16 protein-coding genes are annotated in these 18,672 nt (G+C 49.1%); all 16 read left to right on the forward strand.

What is annotated here, in order from left to right:
* The first annotated feature begins 46 nt into the window (after positions 1 to 46).
* On the forward strand, positions 47 to 979 hold the full coding sequence (gene prmB, locus METBU_RS0103490) for a 50S ribosomal protein L3 N(5)-glutamine methyltransferase (RefSeq protein WP_017839305.1): 933 nt from the start codon (positions 47 to 49) through the stop codon (positions 977 to 979).
* Position 980: 1 nt separating this feature from the next.
* Positions 981 to 2,069, forward strand: a complete 1,089-nt coding sequence (gene aroC, locus METBU_RS0103495; RefSeq protein WP_017839306.1) for a chorismate synthase — start codon at positions 981 to 983, stop codon at positions 2,067 to 2,069.
* A gap of 8 nt (positions 2,070 to 2,077) precedes the next feature.
* Positions 2,078 to 3,238 (forward strand): MFS transporter, encoded by a 1,161-nt coding sequence (locus METBU_RS0103500; RefSeq protein WP_040575275.1) that lies wholly within the window; start codon positions 2,078 to 2,080, stop codon positions 3,236 to 3,238.
* Between the two features lie 237 nt (positions 3,239 to 3,475).
* On the forward strand, positions 3,476 to 4,090 hold the full coding sequence (locus tag METBU_RS0103505; RefSeq protein ID WP_017839308.1) for a MotA/TolQ/ExbB proton channel family protein: 615 nt from the start codon (positions 3,476 to 3,478) through the stop codon (positions 4,088 to 4,090).
* A complete protein-coding gene (locus METBU_RS0103510) occupies positions 4,090 to 4,524 on the forward strand; it encodes an ExbD/TolR family protein (protein ID WP_014148037.1) in 435 nt (144 codons plus the stop codon). Before METBU_RS0103505 ends, METBU_RS0103510 begins: the two co-directional genes overlap by 1 nt.
* 340 nt (positions 4,525 to 4,864) lie before the next feature.
* Positions 4,865 to 5,869, forward strand: a complete 1,005-nt coding sequence (gene lpxK, locus METBU_RS0103515; RefSeq protein WP_040575454.1) for a tetraacyldisaccharide 4'-kinase — start codon at positions 4,865 to 4,867, stop codon at positions 5,867 to 5,869.
* Entirely contained in the window at positions 5,850 to 6,041 is a 192-nt protein-coding gene (locus METBU_RS0103520; RefSeq protein ID WP_017839310.1) for a Trm112 family protein, read from the forward strand. The genes lpxK and METBU_RS0103520 overlap by 20 nt, the downstream gene beginning before the upstream one ends.
* Entirely contained in the window at positions 6,038 to 6,820 is a 783-nt protein-coding gene (gene kdsB / locus METBU_RS0103525) for a 3-deoxy-manno-octulosonate cytidylyltransferase (protein WP_017839311.1), read from the forward strand. Before METBU_RS0103520 ends, kdsB begins: the two co-directional genes overlap by 4 nt.
* A gap of 465 nt (positions 6,821 to 7,285) precedes the next feature.
* Positions 7,286 to 8,470 carry an alanine transaminase gene (alaC, locus tag METBU_RS0103530; RefSeq protein ID WP_017839312.1) on the forward strand — a complete coding sequence of 395 codons (1,185 nt, stop codon included), beginning with the start codon at positions 7,286 to 7,288 and terminating at the stop codon, positions 8,468 to 8,470.
* Positions 8,471 to 8,513: 43 nt separating this feature from the next.
* Positions 8,514 to 9,824 (forward strand): homoserine dehydrogenase, encoded by a 1,311-nt coding sequence (locus METBU_RS0103535; RefSeq protein ID WP_017839313.1) that lies wholly within the window; start codon positions 8,514 to 8,516, stop codon positions 9,822 to 9,824.
* A gap of 6 nt (positions 9,825 to 9,830) precedes the next feature.
* Entirely contained in the window at positions 9,831 to 10,925 is a 1,095-nt protein-coding gene (thrC, locus tag METBU_RS0103540) for a threonine synthase (RefSeq protein ID WP_017839314.1), read from the forward strand.
* Between the two features lie 587 nt (positions 10,926 to 11,512).
* Positions 11,513 to 13,258, forward strand: a complete 1,746-nt coding sequence (gene recJ / locus METBU_RS0103545; RefSeq protein WP_083877613.1) for a single-stranded-DNA-specific exonuclease RecJ — start codon at positions 11,513 to 11,515, stop codon at positions 13,256 to 13,258.
* 170 nt (positions 13,259 to 13,428) lie between these two features.
* Positions 13,429 to 14,589 (forward strand): HD-GYP domain-containing protein, encoded by a 1,161-nt coding sequence (locus METBU_RS0103550; protein ID WP_017839316.1) that lies wholly within the window; start codon positions 13,429 to 13,431, stop codon positions 14,587 to 14,589.
* Between the two features lie 34 nt (positions 14,590 to 14,623).
* Positions 14,624 to 16,093 carry a bifunctional ADP-dependent NAD(P)H-hydrate dehydratase/NAD(P)H-hydrate epimerase gene (locus METBU_RS0103555; RefSeq protein ID WP_017839317.1) on the forward strand — a complete coding sequence of 490 codons (1,470 nt, stop codon included), beginning with the start codon at positions 14,624 to 14,626 and terminating at the stop codon, positions 16,091 to 16,093.
* On the forward strand, positions 16,093 to 16,566 hold the full coding sequence (gene tsaE / locus METBU_RS23200) for a tRNA (adenosine(37)-N6)-threonylcarbamoyltransferase complex ATPase subunit type 1 TsaE (protein ID WP_017839318.1): 474 nt from the start codon (positions 16,093 to 16,095) through the stop codon (positions 16,564 to 16,566). The genes METBU_RS0103555 and tsaE overlap by 1 nt, the downstream gene beginning before the upstream one ends.
* 512 nt (positions 16,567 to 17,078) lie before the next feature.
* Positions 17,079 to 18,491, forward strand: coding sequence for an N-acetylmuramoyl-L-alanine amidase (locus METBU_RS0103565; RefSeq protein ID WP_017839319.1), 1,413 nt, complete (start codon positions 17,079 to 17,081; stop codon positions 18,489 to 18,491).
* The last annotated feature ends 181 nt before the right edge of the window (positions 18,492 to 18,672 follow it).

Below are 18,672 nucleotides of genomic sequence, written 5' to 3' on the forward strand. Positions count from 1 at the left end.
GTTTAGTTTAAAATTGCCCGTTGAGTCGAGATTTCCGTTATTTACCATGTCAGACAATTTTTCCGATATATCCGCCACATTAACGACCATTCGCGATTATATTCGTTACGGCGCCAGTCGGTTTCGTGATGCCGGCGTGTTTTTCGGGCACGGCACCGTGTCGGCGATCGATGAAGCCGCGGCTATCGTTTTGCATACCTTGCATCAGCCCTACGATCTATCGCCTGTTTATTTAGACAGTACCTTGACGATGTCGGAGCGCGAGTCGATTCTTGCGATGTTCGAGAGGCGGGTCAATGAACGTAAGCCATCGGCCTATTTGACCCATGAAGCGATTTTTGCCGGTTTATCGTTTTTTGTCGATGAGCGCGTATTGATACCGCGCTCGCCGATCGCCGAGCTGATCGAGGATCAATTCAACCCTTGGGTCGATCCCGATTCGGTCAACCGAATTCTGGATTTGTGTACCGGCAGCGGCTGCATCGCGATCGCCTGCGCCTATGCTTTTCCTGACGTTCCAGTCGATGCGGTCGACTTGTCCGAAGATGCGTTGGCCGTGGCCGCGATCAATGTCGAAAAACATGATAGGGTCGAGCAAGTCACGCTGTTTCAATCCGATTTGTTTTCGCAATTGCCTCACGAACGTTACGACATCATTGTCAGTAACCCTCCCTACGTGGCCGTCGAAGAATGGCAAAATCTGCCTCCCGAATATCATGCCGAACCGGCGATGGGCTTCAAGGGCGGCGAGTCGGGTCTCGATATCGTGCTGCAAATTTTGGCGAACGCCAAAGATTATTTGTCGAAACACGGCGTTTTGATCGTCGAAGTCGGCAGCAGCGCCGAAACGCTGCAAAACCGGTTTCCCGAAATCCCTTTTTATTGGTTGGACTTTCAGCGAGGAGGCGACGGCGTATTTTTGTTGACCGCCGAACAAGTCGATCAATTTCATCCTTTATTCATAGACGCATTAAATTAATATGTCCGGAAATACGATAGGTAAGTTGTTCACCGTGACTTCGTTCGGCGAAAGTCACGGACCCGCATTAGGTTGTATCGTCGATGGTTGCCCTCCCGGCATGGCGTTGTCGGAAGACGATATTCAAATCGATCTCGACCGACGCAAGCCGGGTACCTCGAGACACACCACGCAGCGCCGCGAAGCCGATCAGGTCAGGATTCTATCCGGGGTTTTCGAAGGCAAGACCACCGGTACGCCGATCGGTTTGCTGATCGAAAATACCGATCAGCGCTCGAAAGATTATTCGAAAATCGCCGAAAGCTTCAGGCCCGGCCATGCCGATTACAGCTATCAGCATAAATACGGTTTTCGCGATTATCGCGGCGGCGGGCGTTCATCGGCCCGCGAGACGGCGATGCGCGTGGCTGCCGGGGCAATCGCGAAAAAGTATTTAAAGGCATCGGCCGATATTGAAATTCGCGGGTTTCTGTCGCAATTAGGCCCGATTAAGATCGAAAAATTCGAATGGTCCGTCGTCGAAACGAATCCTTTTTTCTGTCCTGATGTCGATAAAGTCGCGGAGATGGAGCAATACATGGATGCTTTGCGTAAGGAAGGCGAATCGATCGGCGCCAGAATCGAAGTGATCGCGTCGAATGTGCCGCCCGGTTTAGGCGAGCCGATTTTCGACCGGCTCGATGCCGAGCTGGCTTATGCCTTGATGAGCATCAACGCGGTTAAGGGTGTCGAAATCGGTGACGGTTTCGCCTGTATCGATACTAAGGGTACCGCCTTTCGCGATGAAATCACGCCGGAAGGTTTCTTGAGCAATCATGCCGGAGGGGTTCTAGGCGGCATCAGCACCGGGCAAAACATTCGGGCCAGCATCGCGTTGAAGCCGACTTCGAGCTTGAGATTGTCCGGCAGAAGCATCAATGTCAGGGGCGAGCCGATTGATGTAGTCACACAAGGCCGTCACGACCCCTGCGTCGGCATCCGCGCGACGCCGATCGCCGAAGCGATGACCGCACTCGTGCTAATGGACCATCTCTTACGGCATCGTGCCCAAAATTTCGAGGTCGATTCCGGCTTGCCGACTCTGAGATAAGTCGCGGTATGTCCGTACCTTATTGGCGACTGTCGGGATTCTACTTTTGTTATTTTGCTACGCTAGGAGGTTTTTTACCCTACTGGAGCCTGTATTTGGAAAGCGTAGATTTCAATGCGATTGAAATCGGCGAGCTTTCGGCATTATTGGTCGGTACGAAAATCATAGCGCCGAATATTTGGGGCTGGATTGCCGATCGAAGCGGGCGAAGTTTACGGATTATCCGCATAGCATGTTTTTTTGCGGCTATTTTATTCAGCGGTTTTTTGTTCGTTGAAGGTTATTTCGCATTTGCCTTATTGACGGTGGCGTTTAGTTTTTTCTGGAATGCCGCGCTGCCGCAATTCGAAGCGGCAACTTTGTTTCATTTAAAGCAAGAACCGCAACGCTACAGCCAAATTCGGCTATGGGGGTCGATCGGTTTTATCGTTACCGTTACCGGTATCGGCGGCTTGCTCGACTGGCAAGGTTTGGCCTTCATGCCGGAAATTATTACCGGGCTTTTGGGATCGATTTGGCTTATGGCGTTATTGACGCCCGAAGCTTATGCATCCCAGCAAGGCATTGACGGTATCGCCATCGGAGGAATTTTAAAAAAGCCTGAAGTCTGGGCGTTTTTTTTCGTTTATATGCTTTTGCAAGTCGCGCATGGCCCCTATTATGTGTTTTATTCGATTTTTTTGAATCAGCACGATTATTCGGGAACGACGACCGGTATGTTGTGGTCGTTGGGAGTTTTTGCCGAAATCGTGTTGTTTGTATTGATGCGTAGGGTATTGGTAAAGTACTCGCTAAGACATATTTTATTGGTCAGTATCTTATTGAGTATCGTTCGTTGGCTGTTAATTGGTTGGTGTGCGGATAATCTTGCTTTACTGGTATTCGCGCAAGTGCTTCATGCCGCGACTTTCGGAGCAACGCATGTGACGGCGATTCATCTGGTCGATTATTATTTCGGCCATCGACACCAAGGCAAGGGGCAGGCGCTTTATAGCAGCGTCAGCTTCGGCCTAGGCGGCGTGCTTGGTAGCCTGTACAGCGGTTATTTTTGGGATTCGCAAGGCGCCCGGTTCGTGTATAGCATTGCAGCGGTTTGTTGCTGTTTGGCGTTATTGATTGCCTATGTTTGGGTGGGCCGTGATAACGCCAAGCAAGCGGGATTCGTTTAAATTAGTTAGGCTACTCACTTAACGCGGGACAGTTTAAGGTTAATCCGTTCGTGGTGAGCCTGTCGACCATAGGCGGATTAACCATCCACCCTTCGACAGGCTCAGGGCGAACGGTTAATCCTTAGTGCTTTTGTCCCGCCTTAAGTGGGAAGCCGGGTTATCGAAAGCGTCATTCCGGCTGATTTATCTGAAGCGGTATATTTTTTGTCTTAAGTTTTATAAACATAGGTAAAAATAGTGTTCGATTTGATTAAAAGCGGCGGCTGGTTAATGCTGCCGATTATTTTATGCTCCATCGGTGCGATGGCGATCATTGGCGAGCGGTTTTGGACGCTACGCAAAAATAAAATATTGCCGCCCGATCTCGTTCCTCAGATCTGGAAATTGTCCCGCGAGGGCAAGCTCGATGCTTCGGCGTTGCGCAGCCTTAAAATGAGTTCGCCGTTGGGCGCGGTTTTAGCCGCAGGGCTTGCCAATAGCCGCCACGGCCGGGACATCATGCGCACTAGCATCGAAGAGGTGGGACGGCAAATCGTTCATGATTTGGAGAAATTTCTGAATACTTTGGGTACGATTGCCTCGATCACGCCGTTGTTGGGTCTTTTGGGAACCGTGGTCGGGATGATCAAGGTATTTACGGCTATCATGATGCATGGCGTCGGCGATCCTACGATATTGGCCGGAGGTATTTCCGAGGCATTGATTACGACCGCTGCCGGCTTGAGCGTTGCGATTCCGAGCCTGATTTTTCACCGCTATTTCGAGCGCTTGGTCGATGAATATGTCTTGAATATGGAAGAGGAAGCGTTACGCTTGATCGATGTGTTGCACGGAGAGCGTGAGGAAGCCTGATGGATTTTCATCGTAAAAAAAGAGAAAAGCTCGAAATCAGCATTACGCCGATGATCGATGTCGTCTTTTTATTATTGATTTTCTTCATGGTGACGACAACCTTCAATCGGGAAACCGTATTGAACATAGATTTACCTGAAGCCGAAGGCAGCGAACCCGAAAGAAAACTGAGGCAGATCGAGTTGAGCATCGATTCGGACGGCGTCTATTATTTGACCGGCGAAGACGGTTTGCCTCGTCAATTGGTTAATCAAGAAAAAGAAACGCTCAAACAAGAGCTGCTCAAATTGGCCGGTTCGTCGCGATCGATCCCTTTCGTCATCAATGCGGACGGTAAAACGCCGCATAAATCGGTCGTAATGGCTTTGGATATTGCCGGGCAAATCGGTTTTAAACATATTACCTTTGCGGCAATAAAACCTAATGGCGGATAAATGAACGACTTATACTTAGGAATATGCACAAAATAACTTCTATAAGTAGTAGGCTTTGCGGCGGCTCGGTAACTCGCTTGACAGGACGCCGTGAATACGTCCATGTAGGCTTGACGGCAGCTATCCCTGCCGCCGACACCTGTCAATCGAGCCACCGAATCCCCTTCCAACAGTTGTCTAAGTTATTTCATGCTCGTTCCTTAGAGCAGCCACATTTTCGGTTTTCTAACGCGCTCTTTTGTCCGGTAGCTACGTTGCGAAAACAGTTACATAGCTTGCTATGCGGCTGTTTTCGCGCCTTGCTACCGAACAAAATAGCATTGCCATAAAAGCCGAAAACATGACCGCACGAAGTATATCGCTCGATACCGTTTGGTATCAAGGCCGATTTCCCGCTAAGGTTTTATTACCGCTTAGTTGGGTTTTTAGAGGAGTCGTCGAGCTCAGGCGTTTTTTTTATCGCGCAGGTTGGGTCAAAAATCGGCGTCTGCCGGTTCCGGTCATCATCGTCGGAAATATCAGCGTCGGCGGTACTGGGAAAACGCCGTTAATTATTGCGTTAGCTAGGCTTTTGAAGCGGAACGGTTATAAACCTGGCGTCATTAGCCGCGGATATGGGGGTGAGGTCCGTGACGCTCCGGTTAAAGTCGATCCTTCGGGCAATGCTGCAGTAGTGGGCGATGAGCCTTTGTTATTATCCAAGCACTCCGATTGCCCTGTCGCGGTCTGCGCAAATCGTTTTGAAGCAGGACATTTATTGTTGGAGCAAGATGGCTGCGATGTCATTTTATCGGACGACGGTTTGCAGCATTACAAATTGGCGCGCGATATCGAAATTGCTGTCGTCGACGGCGAAAGACAGTTCGGTAATGGTTATTGTCTACCGGCCGGGCCTTTGAGAGAACCGGTCGAACGACTGTTTGAAGTCGACTTTATCATCGAGAATGGAACAAAAACCGAAGACGAACGTTTTTCGATGACACTCAACGGCGATATGGCTGTCAATCTGGCGACCGGTTCGACCAAGCCATTGCAAGACTTTATCGGTTTGAGTTGTCATGCGGTGGCCGGAATCGGCAATCCCGACCGGTTTTTCAACAAGTTGACCGCCGCCGGCCTGCATTGCATCAATCATAAATTCCCGGATCATTATTCGTATCGCGCCGACGATATTGAATTCGGGGAGTGTCCGGTATTGATGACCGAAAAAGACGCGGTCAAATGCTTTGGTTTCGCGCGCGATACGCATTGGTATGTACCGGTGACGGCCCAACTGGAGCCGGCCTTTACGAATCGATTTTTAACCTTATTGAGAGAAAAATATGATGGATACAAAATTACTTGAAATTCTGGTCAGTCCGGTCAGTAAGGGGCCGCTGATTTACGACAAAGAAAAGCAGGAATTGATTTCTATTGCCGATCGCTTGGCGTTCCCGATACGGGACGGCATACCGGTCATGCTTGAAGACGAAGCCCGCGAATTGAGTCAAGAAGAAGCCGAAGCCCTGCGTAAATGAGTATTCCGTTCAAAGTCGTGATTCCGGCACGCTACGGATCGACTCGGCTGCCGGGCAAGCCGTTGCTGGCTATCGCCGGAAAACCGATGATCGCGCATGTCTGCGAACGGGCAAGGGAAGCCGATGCCGAAGAAATCGTCGTGGCAACCGACGATGCGAGGATTTTCGATAAAGTGTTGGAACTCGGTATTCAAGCCGTGATGACTCGCCACGATCATCAAAGCGGGACCGAGCGTATTGCGGAAGTCGCCGAGTTATGCGGATGGAGCGATGATACGATTATCGTCAATCTGCAAGGCGACGAACCGCTGATTCCGCCTGATTATATCCGGGATGTCGCGGAGGCTTTGGCAGGCCAACATCGTGCAGGTATCGCAACGCTTGCGGCACGCATTACCGATCCGGATGAAATCTTTAATCCCAACTCCGTCAAAACGGTGCTGAATAAGAACGATTATGCGCTTTATTTCAGTCGTGCGCCGATTCCGTGGGATCGCGATCATTTCAGTCGGCAGGGCGGAGCCTTTTCAGGAAAAATCGATTATTTGCGTCATATCGGCATGTATGCGTACCGCGTCGATTTCTTGCGGCGTTATTGCGGCTGGGAAGCTTCACCGCTTGAGGCGGTCGAGTCATTGGAGCAGCTTCGAATACTGTGGCACGGCGAGTCGATTCTCGTTAACACCGTCGCTAAAACTCCGGAAGCCGGTGTCGATACCGAGGACGATTTAAAACGCGTGGAAGAGGTTTTAGGGGGAAAGATGAAAGATGAAAGATGAAAGATGAAAGATGAAAGATGAAAGATGAAAGATGAAAGATGAAAGATGAAAGAGGATTGGGTACGCTGCGCGTACCTAACCCAGGTTAAACCCTAAGGGCTTTGGCTAATATTGGCGGGTACGGCTTTGGTACGCGCAACATACCCTTTAGTTCCGGCGATAAACCGGTAAAAAAGTATTGATAAATTCTTTAATAAGTTCAATTTTCATTTTGATGCCTCCTGCTAAGTCGTTGATTTTTGGCTCTAGGAAGCAAATAAAAGTAGGTTGACTGTCTGTTTTTCACCTCAAAAAAATAATAAACAATTGAATTATAATGATTAATATTTTATTTCGACAGCCTACATCTTTCCTCTTTCTTCTTTCATCTTTCCTCTGATGTATAATTGACAGAGCCTTTGATTAACAGTAATTTAGACGGTTTTTTAAACTTACTGACTAACAAATCTTTCTTCAGAGCCGCAAATGGAACAATTTCATCGAATCAGTCGCTTGCCTCCCTATGTTTTCAATATTGTCAACGAGCTAAAAGCGAAAGCACGAGCGGCCGGGGAAGATATCATCGACTTCGGGATGGGTAATCCCGATCAGCCGACACCCGAGCATATCGTCAAAAAGCTGGTCGAGGCGGCCCAGCGAGAAGACACGCACCGTTATTCCGTTTCCAAGGGTATTCCTCGATTACGGAGAGCGATTTGTACTTGGTATAAAACGCGCTACAACGTGGATTTAGACCCCGATACCGAGGCTATCGTTACGATAGGCTCCAAAGAAGGGCTTGCGCATCTGGCTTTGGCGACGCTGGGTCCCGGCGACGTCGTTCTCGTTCCGAATCCGGCCTATCCCATCCATCCGTACGGTGTCGTGATCGCCGGTGCCGATATTCGTCATGTGCCGTTGGTTGCCGGTGTGGATTTTTTCGAGGAACTGCATAAAGCCATCGTCGATTCATGGCCGAAGCCGAAAATGCTGATTCTCAATTTTCCGGGTAATCCGACTACCCAATGCGTCGAGCTCGATTTCTTTGAAAAAATCGTTGAAGTGGCGAAAGAACACAATATCTGGGTGGTACAAGATATTGCCTATGCCGATATCGTTTTCGACGGCTACAAGGCTCCGTCCATACTCCAAGTAAAAGGTGCGACCGATATCGCGGTCGAATTTTTCTCATTATCGAAGAGTTACAACATGCCCGGCTGGCGGGTTGGTTTCATGTGCGGAAATAAAGATTTAGTTGCGGCGTTGGCGCGTATCAAATCCTATCTCGATTACGGCACATTTACGCCGATTCAGATTGCCGCGATCACCGCGCTGGAAGGGCCGCAAGATTGCCTGGCCGAGATTGCCGAGATGTACCGGAAAAGGCGAGATGTCTTATGCGAAGGCTTGACGGCCGCAGGTTGGCCGGTGCCGAAGCCGAAAGCGACGATGTTTGTTTGGGCGCCGATTCCTGAGCCTTATAAAGAAATGGGGTCGCTCGAATTTTCGAAAAAATTGCTCGCCGATGCGAAAGTGGCAGTGTCGCCGGGCATCGGGTTCGGACAGTACGGAGACGATCACGTTCGTTTCGGTTTGATCGAAAACGAACACAGAACCCGACAAGCGATTCGCGGCATTCGACATATGCTCAAGAAAGACAAAGTTGTATAATGCTCGATTTGTTCGGGTTATGGGAAATTAGTAGGAGTCGAATTTGAAGCCGGTCAAAGTTGGGGTCTTAGGTCTAGGTACCGTCGGCGGTGGCACCGTCAATGTCTTGAAACGCAACGCCACTGAAATTGCGCGCCGCGCAGGGCGTGAAATTATCGTAACGCGCGCCAGTACTCGCGATCTCGAGCGAAGCCGTATTTGCGATACGCAAGGCATCGCGTTGACGACCGATCCTTATGAGATCGTCAACGATCCGGAGATTGAAATCGTTTTGGAATTGATCGGCGGCGATACGATTGCGAAAGATTTAGTGCTCAAAGCGATTGAAAACGGTAAGCATGTCGTGACCGCGAATAAAGCCTTGATTGCGCTGCACGGAAATGAAATTTTTGCAAAAGCCAGTGCCAAAGGTGTCATGGTTGCGTTCGAAGCTGCCGTTGCCGGCGGAATTCCTATCATTAAGGCGATTCGTGAAGGCTTGAGCGGCAATCAAATCGAGTGGGTGGCGGGAATCATCAATGGCACCGGCAATTTTATCCTGACCGAAATGCGTGACAAAGGCCGCGATTTCGCCGATGTCTTGGCCGAGGCTCAGGCATTGGGGTATGCCGAGGCCGATCCGACTTTCGACGTAGAGGGAATCGATGCGGCGCATAAATTGACTATTTTGGCTTCAATCGCGTTTGGTATTCCCTTGCAATTCGATAAGGTTTATACCGAAGGGATTACGCAAATCACGCGCGACGATGTCGATTATGCTGAAACATTGGGCTATCGCATCAAGCATCTGGGCATTGCGCGGAAAACTTCCGAAGGCATCGAACTGCGCGTGCACCCGACCTTGATACCGGCACGCAGATTAATCGCCAATGTCGATGGTGTGATGAATGCGGTATTGGTTAAAGGCGATGCGGTCGGGCCGACCTTATATTATGGCGCAGGTGCTGGCGCCGAACCGACGGCTTCTTCGGTCGTTGCCGATGTGATTGATGTCGTTCGGGCAATGACGAGCGATCCTGAAAACCGCGTGCCGCACTTGGCTTTTCAACCGAACGCGCTGGCCGATATTCCGATGCTTTCGGCCGAGCAAATTCATACGGCTTATTATTTACGGCTCAATGCCGAGGATAGGCCGGGTGTGTTAGCGGACATTACTCGCATCTTGGCTTTGCACGACATCAGTATCGAAGCGATTATTCAAAAAGAACCGCATGAAAACGAAAAATCGGTGCCGATTATCATGTTGACTCAAAATACACTGGAATCGGAAATGAATGCAGCGATTACCGTGATCGAACAATTGACGACCGTAACCGGCAAAGTGTGTCGCATTCGTCTGGAAACTCTGGGATAAAACACAATGACAATTCGTAAACGCTATACAGGTTTAATCGAAACTTATAGAGATCGTCTACCGGTCGCTGATGGCACTCGGTTGATCAGTTTGGGCGAAGGCAATACACCTTTGATACAGCTGCAAAACATTCCAAGATTGATCGGCAAGGACGTCGATATTTATGTGAAATTCGAGGGCTTGAATCCGACCGGCTCGTTTAAGGATCGCGGCATGACGATGGCTGTGACCAAAGCCGTCGAAGAAGGCAGTCAAGCTATTATCTGCGCATCGACCGGCAATACGTCGGCGTCGGCGGCGGCTTATGCGGTACGCGCCGGCATCAAAGCCTTCGTACTGATTCCGGAAGGCAAGATCGCGCTGGGTAAATTGGCGCAAACTTTGATGTACGGGGCCAAGATCATTCAGATCAACGGTAACTTCGATCAGGGCATGGCTTTGGTTAAGGAAATCGTCGATCATGCGCCGGTCTCGATTGTCAATTCGATCAATCCGTTCCGTCTCGAAGGACAGAAAACCGCTGCGTTCGAAATCATCGACGAACTGGGCACCGCGCCTGATTATCACTGTCTACCGGTCGGCAATGCCGGCAATATTTCGGCCTATTGGAAAGGTTACAAGGAATATTCGACCGATATCGGCTCCCTGAAAGCCGTGACGAATAAGCGTCCCGTGATGTGCGGTTATCAAGCGGCCGGCGCCGCGCCTTTCATCGCCAGAGAAATGATCGATCATCCCGAAACGGTCGCAACCGCGATACGCATCGGACGCCCGCAATCTTGGGATTTAGCTTGGACCGCGCAACGCGAATCGGAAGGTTGGTTTGCGGCAATGACCGACGAGCAAATTTTGGCAGCGCAAAAATTGTTGAGTTCGAACGAAGGCATTTTTTGCGAGCCTGCCTCGGCGGCATCGCTGGCCGGCGCGTTGCACGATATCGAATTGGGGAATATTCCCGAAGGCAGCACGATCGTTTGTACATTGACCGGCAACGGCATCAAAGATCCCGATATCGCGATCAAGCAATGTAAAGACGCGCATCCGGTCACGATCGAAGCCGATTTGGACGCAGTCAAGAAAGCGATACTCGATAGTCTATAAACCTAAAAAGAGCAGTTGGTAAGTGTTGTAGACCGTTCGTGCTGAGCCAAGTCGAAGCATGAAAGGTCTACAACACTTACACCGGATTGGTGAAGCCTCAAACTACCGTTCACCCTTCGACAGGGCTCTCCTGAGCGCAGCCGAAGGGGCTCAGGGTGAACGGTAGTTTGAAGCTCTCAACTGCTCTTTTTAGGATAAACTTAATTATTAAAACCCCCTTATCGTTCCCACGCTGGATCGCTCATCGTTATACATAAATTGTAGGGTACGCTGCGCGTACCAAAGCCGTGCCCTGGCGGTTCGGTTGGCACATGAACATCGCGGGGTTACCATGGTACGCACAGCGTACCCTACGCGGATCATCTGGTGTTAGGTGAGGGAGATTCGAGGGTATTAAGTGACGATAATTTGCTGGGTGTTGCATTTATGGGTTGAATTCGCCAGGGTTTGAGAGCAGTGATGGCGTGCTATCTGGTAAGACAGTCATGTAGTTGACGGTTATACTAACGAAACTGGGTTGGGTAATTTCCACTCGACCCTTGTCCCTTGTCCCTTGAACCTTGCCCCTTTCTCCTTGCACCTTACCCATGTACTCCCAAGGCGTTAAAAAAACAATTATTCCCCGTCCTCCGGGTAAGAAAAAGCTGGATTTGGGTGATATGCACCCGGTGTTGCAGCGCATATTTCTAAGCCGGGGTATTAAATCCGCGGATGAATTAGACCGTTCGTTGGCAGGATTGCCTTCGCCGTGGCTTTTGTCCGGGATGAAGGACATGGTCGCTCATTTGATCGAAGCGCTAAATCAGCAGAAGCGAATCACTATTGTGGCCGATTTCGATGCCGACGGGGCGACCAGTTGCGCCCTTGCTATCAGGGGCTTGCGCATGCTCGGTGCGGTCAATGTTGACTTCATCGTGCCGAATCGTTTCGAATACGGTTACGGGTTGACGCCGGAGATTGTCGAGTTGGCCAAACGCCAAGCGCCCGAATTGATTATCACAGTCGATAACGGCATATCGAGCATAGCCGGCGTTGACGCGGCTAAGGCACTAGGGATTAAGGTTTTGGTTACCGATCACCATTTGCCCGGCGAGATATTGCCTGAGGCCGATGCAATCGTCAATCCTAATTTACCGGACGAAGCTTTTCCTAGCCAAGCATTAGCCGGTGTCGGCGTAATGTTTTATGTACTGACCGCACTGAGAGGCCGTCTTCGTGAAATCGATTGGTTTCAACAACAAGCCATCCCCGAACCGAATCTAGCGCAACTACTGGATTTGGTTGCCTTGGGCACGGTCGCCGATGTCGTGCCGCTCGATCAGACCAATCGAATCTTGATTCATCAAGGCTTGCAGCGAATTCGTTCGGGCCGTTGTCATCCGGGAATACTGGCCTTGGTCGAGGTATCGGGTCGTAATTATCGGTATTTATCCTCATCCGACCTAGGCTTTGCACTGGGGCCAAGGCTCAACGCTGCCGGGCGCATGGACGATATGGCGCTGGGCATCCAGTGTTTGCTGACGGATGATCTTCCTTTGGCCAAGGATATCGCACAGCAGCTTGACGAGATGAACAGGGATCGCCGGGATATCGAAGGTCAGATGAAGATCGAAGCGATGGGACTGTTGAACGAAATGAAAGCCTTAGATGAAAAACATCTGCCGGCCGGCGTTTGCTTGTTCGATGAAAATTGGCATCAAGGTGTGATCGGTATTCTGGCATCAAGAATCAAGGATAGACTGCATCGCCCGGTCGTAGCTTTTGCGCCGGCCGGTAACGGCGAAATCAAAGGTTCGGCGCGTTCGATTCCCGGCGTGCATATTCGTGACGTTCTGAGCGACATAGCTGCAGCTCATCCCAATATTCTCAATAAATTCGGCGGCCATGCGATGGCTGCCGGAATGAGCATACAAATGCATGATTATCCGCCCTTTGCGTTGGCCTTCGATGAAATGGTCGGTCGGCGTATAGCGAATATGGACCTGGAACAGACGGTGTATTCCGACGGCAAACTATCGGAAAACGAGTTGACGTTGGAATTCGCCGAGTTATTGCAACGTTCTGGCACTTGGGGGCAGGAGTTTCCGGAGCCGGTTTTCGATGGCGTATTCGAAGTCATTCAGGCCCGTATCGTCGGGCAGCATCATTTAAAACTGGTGCTGCGTCAGGCCGAAAACAAGCAGTTGATCGACGCGATTGCGTTTTTTATCGAAAAGCCAGAACAATGGCTGGGAATTCGAACGATCCATGCTGCTTACAAGCTTGATATCAATGAATACCGAGGCAATCGAGCCCTACAATTTGTGATTCAGTATCTGGAAAAACTCAATTAAATAATGGAATACGAACGAGGCTGATCTTACCGACCATTACTGAACTATCTAAAGTATTGCTACGAAGTGTGAAAGATATACTGAGACGTTAGAGTTCAGCTTTTCGTAAAATTTGTAGTCTTCAGGCTATACTGAATGGTACGAAAAAATTCCGAAGCTTTAGGTGCGCTATGGAAATAGAATTAGTCAAAGTCCAGCCCAGCGATATCGAATTAAATACGCCGCTGCCTTTTTCCATTTTTACCTTTGAGCAATCGTTGTTATTGAAGAAAAATACGATTGTTAGCACTGAAAAGCAACTTAACGTGTTGCTTGAAAAGGGTGTTTATAGGAATCTTACCGAACAAGAGATCGAGCTACGAGAGGCTTTAAAGCAAGAGCCGGATCAAAAAAAACTACAAACCAATCCGTTTACCGCTATCGCTTATTGCAACCAAAAACTGTATCCACTGCTGCAAGATATAGCAGCTCAAGAAGCCGAGGGTGCACAACCGCGAATAACGAAAATTGCCGAGCTTTTACGGATTATTACGGTATTCGATCCTAATGCCGCATTAGGCGCGATTCATTTACTAGGCTGCGCTAATAATTACGCCGTCATTCATTCGATTTATACGGCTGTATTGTCCGGCTTACTTGGTCGGCGCAGGCAGTTATCCGATAAAGATAACGAATTGATCATTAGCGCGGCGCTGACGATGAATTTAGGCATGCTGAAATTACAGGATCGGCTTTATCAACAAGATTCTCCGCTGACGAGTGAGCAGCGTCAGCAAATCATAGAACACCCTAAACAAAGCGCCATGTTATTAAAAAAAGCCGGAATTAAGTCCGAAGATTGGCTGGCAATGGTTTTGCATCATCATGAAAAAAACGACGGTAGCGGTTATCCCAATAAGCTCAGTGGAGATGCTATCAGCGAAGGGGCTAAAGTCATCTCTCTGGCTGATATCTATACATCGTTGATCACCGGCCGCAAATATCGAGATCCGATTTTGGCGCATGATGCGATCAAATCGCTGTTTGCGAAACGCGGCAGTGAAATCGATGAGCAATTGGCCAATCAATTCATTCGCGAAACCGGTATCTATCCCCCCGGTACATTTGTGAGTTTGCAAAACGGCGAAATTGCTTTGATTACTAAGCGAGCCACAGTTAAGAGCAGTAAAACATCTGGGCCTTACGCGCTCGCTCTTGTAAGCCCTTGGGGTGCCTTTTATCGAGAGCCTCAAAAACGCGATTGCGGCATTGCGCTGTATAAAATTAGCAAGCCTTGTTCGGCGCCAAAGGGATTTAACGTTGATCAAGCCAATAAGTTTTGGGGCTATTAAGCCGAACTTAAAAACAATTATCTTCGATGAAGCAATGAATAGGCAAGACCTTCCAAACGAATTATATTCCGCCGATCAAGTAAGAGAACTGGACCGAACGGCAATCGATGACTTTTGCATTCCCGGTTATGAATTAATGTGCAGGGCAGGTCAATCGGTATTTGAGCGGGTCAAGGCGTTCTGTCCGGAGGCGACAAGTTGCGCGATTTTTTGTGGTGGCGGTAACAATGCCGGAGATGGCTATGTGATCGCGCGTTTAGCGATCGCAGCCGGAATGGAGGTAACGGTTTATTCTGTTGTCGAGGCTTCTAGGCTTAAGGACGATGCGCTCAAGGCATATCGAGATTGCATCGATAGCGGCTGTAAAGTTGCGGCCTATGATACGAAAGCTTTACTTGGCGAAGAAGTGATCATTGATGCGTTACTAGGTACCGGCTTGGATCGTGAAGTCGAAGGTTTATATGCCGATGCGATAGCGGCCATCAATGCCAGTAGGGCTTTCGTCATTGCGGTCGATATTCCAAGCGGATTGAATGCCGATACCGGAAAAATCATGGGCTGTGCAGTCAAAGCGGATTTGACCGTGTCTTTTATCGGGTTGAAAAAAGGCTTGTTTACCGGAGATGCGCCGGATTATTGCGGAAAAATTTATTATGCATCGCTCGATATTCCTAACGCGGTTTTTGACAAGGTCGATTGTGCGGCGCAACGCATTCGTTTTCTGCAACCACCGCGAAGAAGTCGCTGTGCGCACAAAGGTCATAATGGGCATGTCTTAGTTATCGGCGGTGATCTCGGTTATTCGGGAGCGATTCGTATGGCAGGCGAAGCCGCGTTACGGGTTGGAGCAGGGCTCGTTACTGTGTTGACCCGACCTGAGCATGCCATATTGATCAATAGCTCGCGGCCGGAACTGATGTGTCGTGGCGTCATCGAGCCGGAGTGCATCGATGCAATCATTGATAGCGCAGATGTTGTTATCTTGGGTCCCGGATTGGGACGAAGCGATTGGTCGAAAGGTTTATTCGATGCCGCGACCCGAGTCGCTAAGCCGATGGTGATCGATGCTGACGGCTTGAACTGGCTGGCGGATTCGGGGCAATACGGTGACCATTTCATATTGACGCCGCATCCGGGCGAGGCTTCGCGGTTGTTGAAATGTTCAGTATCCGAAGTCGAACAGGATCGCTTCGCCGCAGTATCGTCGATCAGGCGGCAATATGGGGGTATTTGTGTACTGAAAGGGGCGGGTACATTGATTGCTAGTCACCATCATATCGCAGTTGCCGATGTCGGTAATCCGGGCATGGCAACAGGAGGCATGGGGGATGTTCTGACCGGCGTGATTGCCGGGCTGTTGGCTCAAGGGTTCAGCAATTGGGAAAGCGCCGAACAAGGTGTTTATATTCATGGTTCGGCTGCCGATGCGGCTGCTGTCGATGGCGGTGAGCGGGGCCTTTTGGCGACCGATTTGATGCCTTATTTGAGGCACTTGGTAAACTAATGCAAATAAAACTGAGAAATACAGAGGCTACCGAAGCCTTCGGCGCCGAGTTGTCTAGGCTGTTGCCGCATAAGTGTCTGATCTTTTTAAAAGGCCAATTAGGCGCCGGAAAGACTACGTTGGTCCGGGGCTTGTTGAGAGCGTTTGGACATCAGGGCGCGGTTAAAAGTCCGACTTATACGCTCGTTGAGGAGTATATGTCGAATGGTCGGGCCGTTATTCATTTTGATTTGTATCGCCTCTCCGACCCGGAAGAGCTGGAGTGGATCGGGATTAATGATTATTTGGATCAAGATGCGGTTTGTTTAATCGAGTGGCCGGAAATGGGCGAAGGTTTTCTACCGGAGCCTGATTTAGTCTTGACCTTAAGCGTTGTAGGGCAAGAGCGAAACCTAAAAGTGGAGACCAGCAATTTAAGCGTAAAAAACTTTTTATCTAGCGTGATAAAACAAAGACATACTGCTATACTTTAAACAAATTTATAACTTGAATACTTTTAAAATTGAGAGGCGACGAAGCGATTCATCGAAGTGCTTGTATTTTCAATCATTTACTCCCTTTTGATTGAAAAACCGCCTAAGAATAAAAGGTATGGGATATGTCTATCGAGGACCGCCGTAAACCCATCCATGGGGGCTTGACGGCAGCAGGGCAGATTTTGCTTGGAGCAAAAATCTGCCCTGCTGCCGACATCCTCGCTACGCTAGCCACACCCCATACCTTCATAAAGCTAACCATTTTTTGAGTATAAAGGGAGTAGGAAAGGACAAAAAAGACCAGTCGGTTGCGAAATATATAAAATGCCCGTTCCTTAGCGTCTAGTTTCGGTGTTCAAGTTTTAAAGATATAGAAAAGTTAAAAAATCATAATGTCTGCTAATTTTAATTGAACTTGATACTTATCGAAGTTAAGTCAGGAAATTTAGCGGCAAATAGTCAATGACGGGGGATTTTCCGTCGGTAAAATAGCAAGCTTGGGTTGGATCATGCGTAGTTTTATCAATATATTATTCATTGCGGTGTTGCATTTCTGGGCAGGGTCGGCGTTTGCGCAACAAACGGCGGTTAATTCCTTGAAGCATCAAATTTCTTCCGATCACTCCCGGATGATTTTCGATCTGTCGACGCAATTTTCACACAAAGTATTTCAACTGGATAAACCACCACGTTTAGTTATCGACATCAGTGATGCTCGCTTAAACGGAAAACTTGATCAACCGTCTTCCAATCATCCGTTGTTTAAAAAAATTCGAAGCGCGGTTCGGAACGACAAAGATTTGCGAGTTGTCGTCGACTTGAAAAAGAATGGAATAGCTAAGAGTTTGACGATTCCGTCTAGTCAATCCGGCGGCTATCAACTAATGATTGATTTGTTTGCCAAACAAGATGTTGCTGCCAAACCGTCCGTTACACGGTCGGTTTCATCGCATCCATTGGTTTCAAAGCGAAACTCCTCCCCTAATGCCGCTAAAAGTCCTTCCCCGAGATCAGAAGCATTAGCTGTCGCTTATAAGCCGGTAAAAAAATCGCCGCAACGCAGCAAAGATGTTGTGATAGCTATCGATGCCGGACATGGCGGTCAGGATCCTGGAGCAAAAGGCCCACATGGCACTCATGAAAAAGATGTAACTTTTGCAATCGCAAAAAAATTGGCGGCATTGATCGATAAAAAATCAGGAATGAGAGCCGTAATGGTGCGTCAAGGCGATTATTACATCGATCTGAAAAAACGTATGAAAATCGCCAGAGAGTCAAAGGCCGATTTATTCGTATCGATCCATGCCGATGCCTACGATAATCCGAATGTAAAAGGCGCATCGGTTTTCACCTTGTCCAACAAAGGCGCGACGACCGAGATGGCTCGGTGGTTAGCCAATCATGAAAATTCCGCCGACCTGGTTGGGGGCGTTAGTCTAGTCGATAAAGACGATGTATTGGCGTCTGTGCTGCTCGATTTATCGATGACCGCTACTCAAGAAGCTAGTCAAAATGCAGCCTCTAGCGTTCTTGGCAGTCTCAGGCAAGTCGGTCATTTGCATTCCCGATCGGTGCAAAAAGCTGGATTTTTAGTGCTTAAATCACCCGATATTCCTGCTATTCTGGTTGAAACCGCCTTCATCTCGAATCCCGATGAAGAAAGCAAGCTTCGTAGTGTCGCTCACCAAGACAAAATGGCCCGAGCAATTTTCAACGGCATCGACAGTTATTTTCAACAGGCTGCACCGGCCGGAACACAGATTGCCGAACAAGGCCGGCAACATGTCATCAGTCGGGGTGAAACCCTGTCGGGCATAGCCCAGCAGTATGGTGTCAGTATGCAAAAAATTAAAGCGACCAATGCGATGAATGATAATCAGGTTAGGATCGGCCAGGTGTTGAGTATTCCGGTTGATGGGTGATTTTTAAAGGTGAAAGAGGAAAGACGAAAGGTGAAAGGTGAATCGGGGTTTGGTTTACCAGTCCTGTTATCTATACCTTTCGCACTTCAAATTTCGGGAATGCCAGAGGAGGCGCCGGGGTGTTCGACAAAGGCTTTGCCAGCATGGAGCTGGCATAGAGCCTACAGGGACGTATTCACGG

The organism is Methylotuvimicrobium buryatense 5G, assembly GCF_000341735.1.
Taxonomy (GTDB): domain Bacteria; phylum Pseudomonadota; class Gammaproteobacteria; order Methylococcales; family Methylomonadaceae; genus Methylotuvimicrobium; species Methylotuvimicrobium buryatense.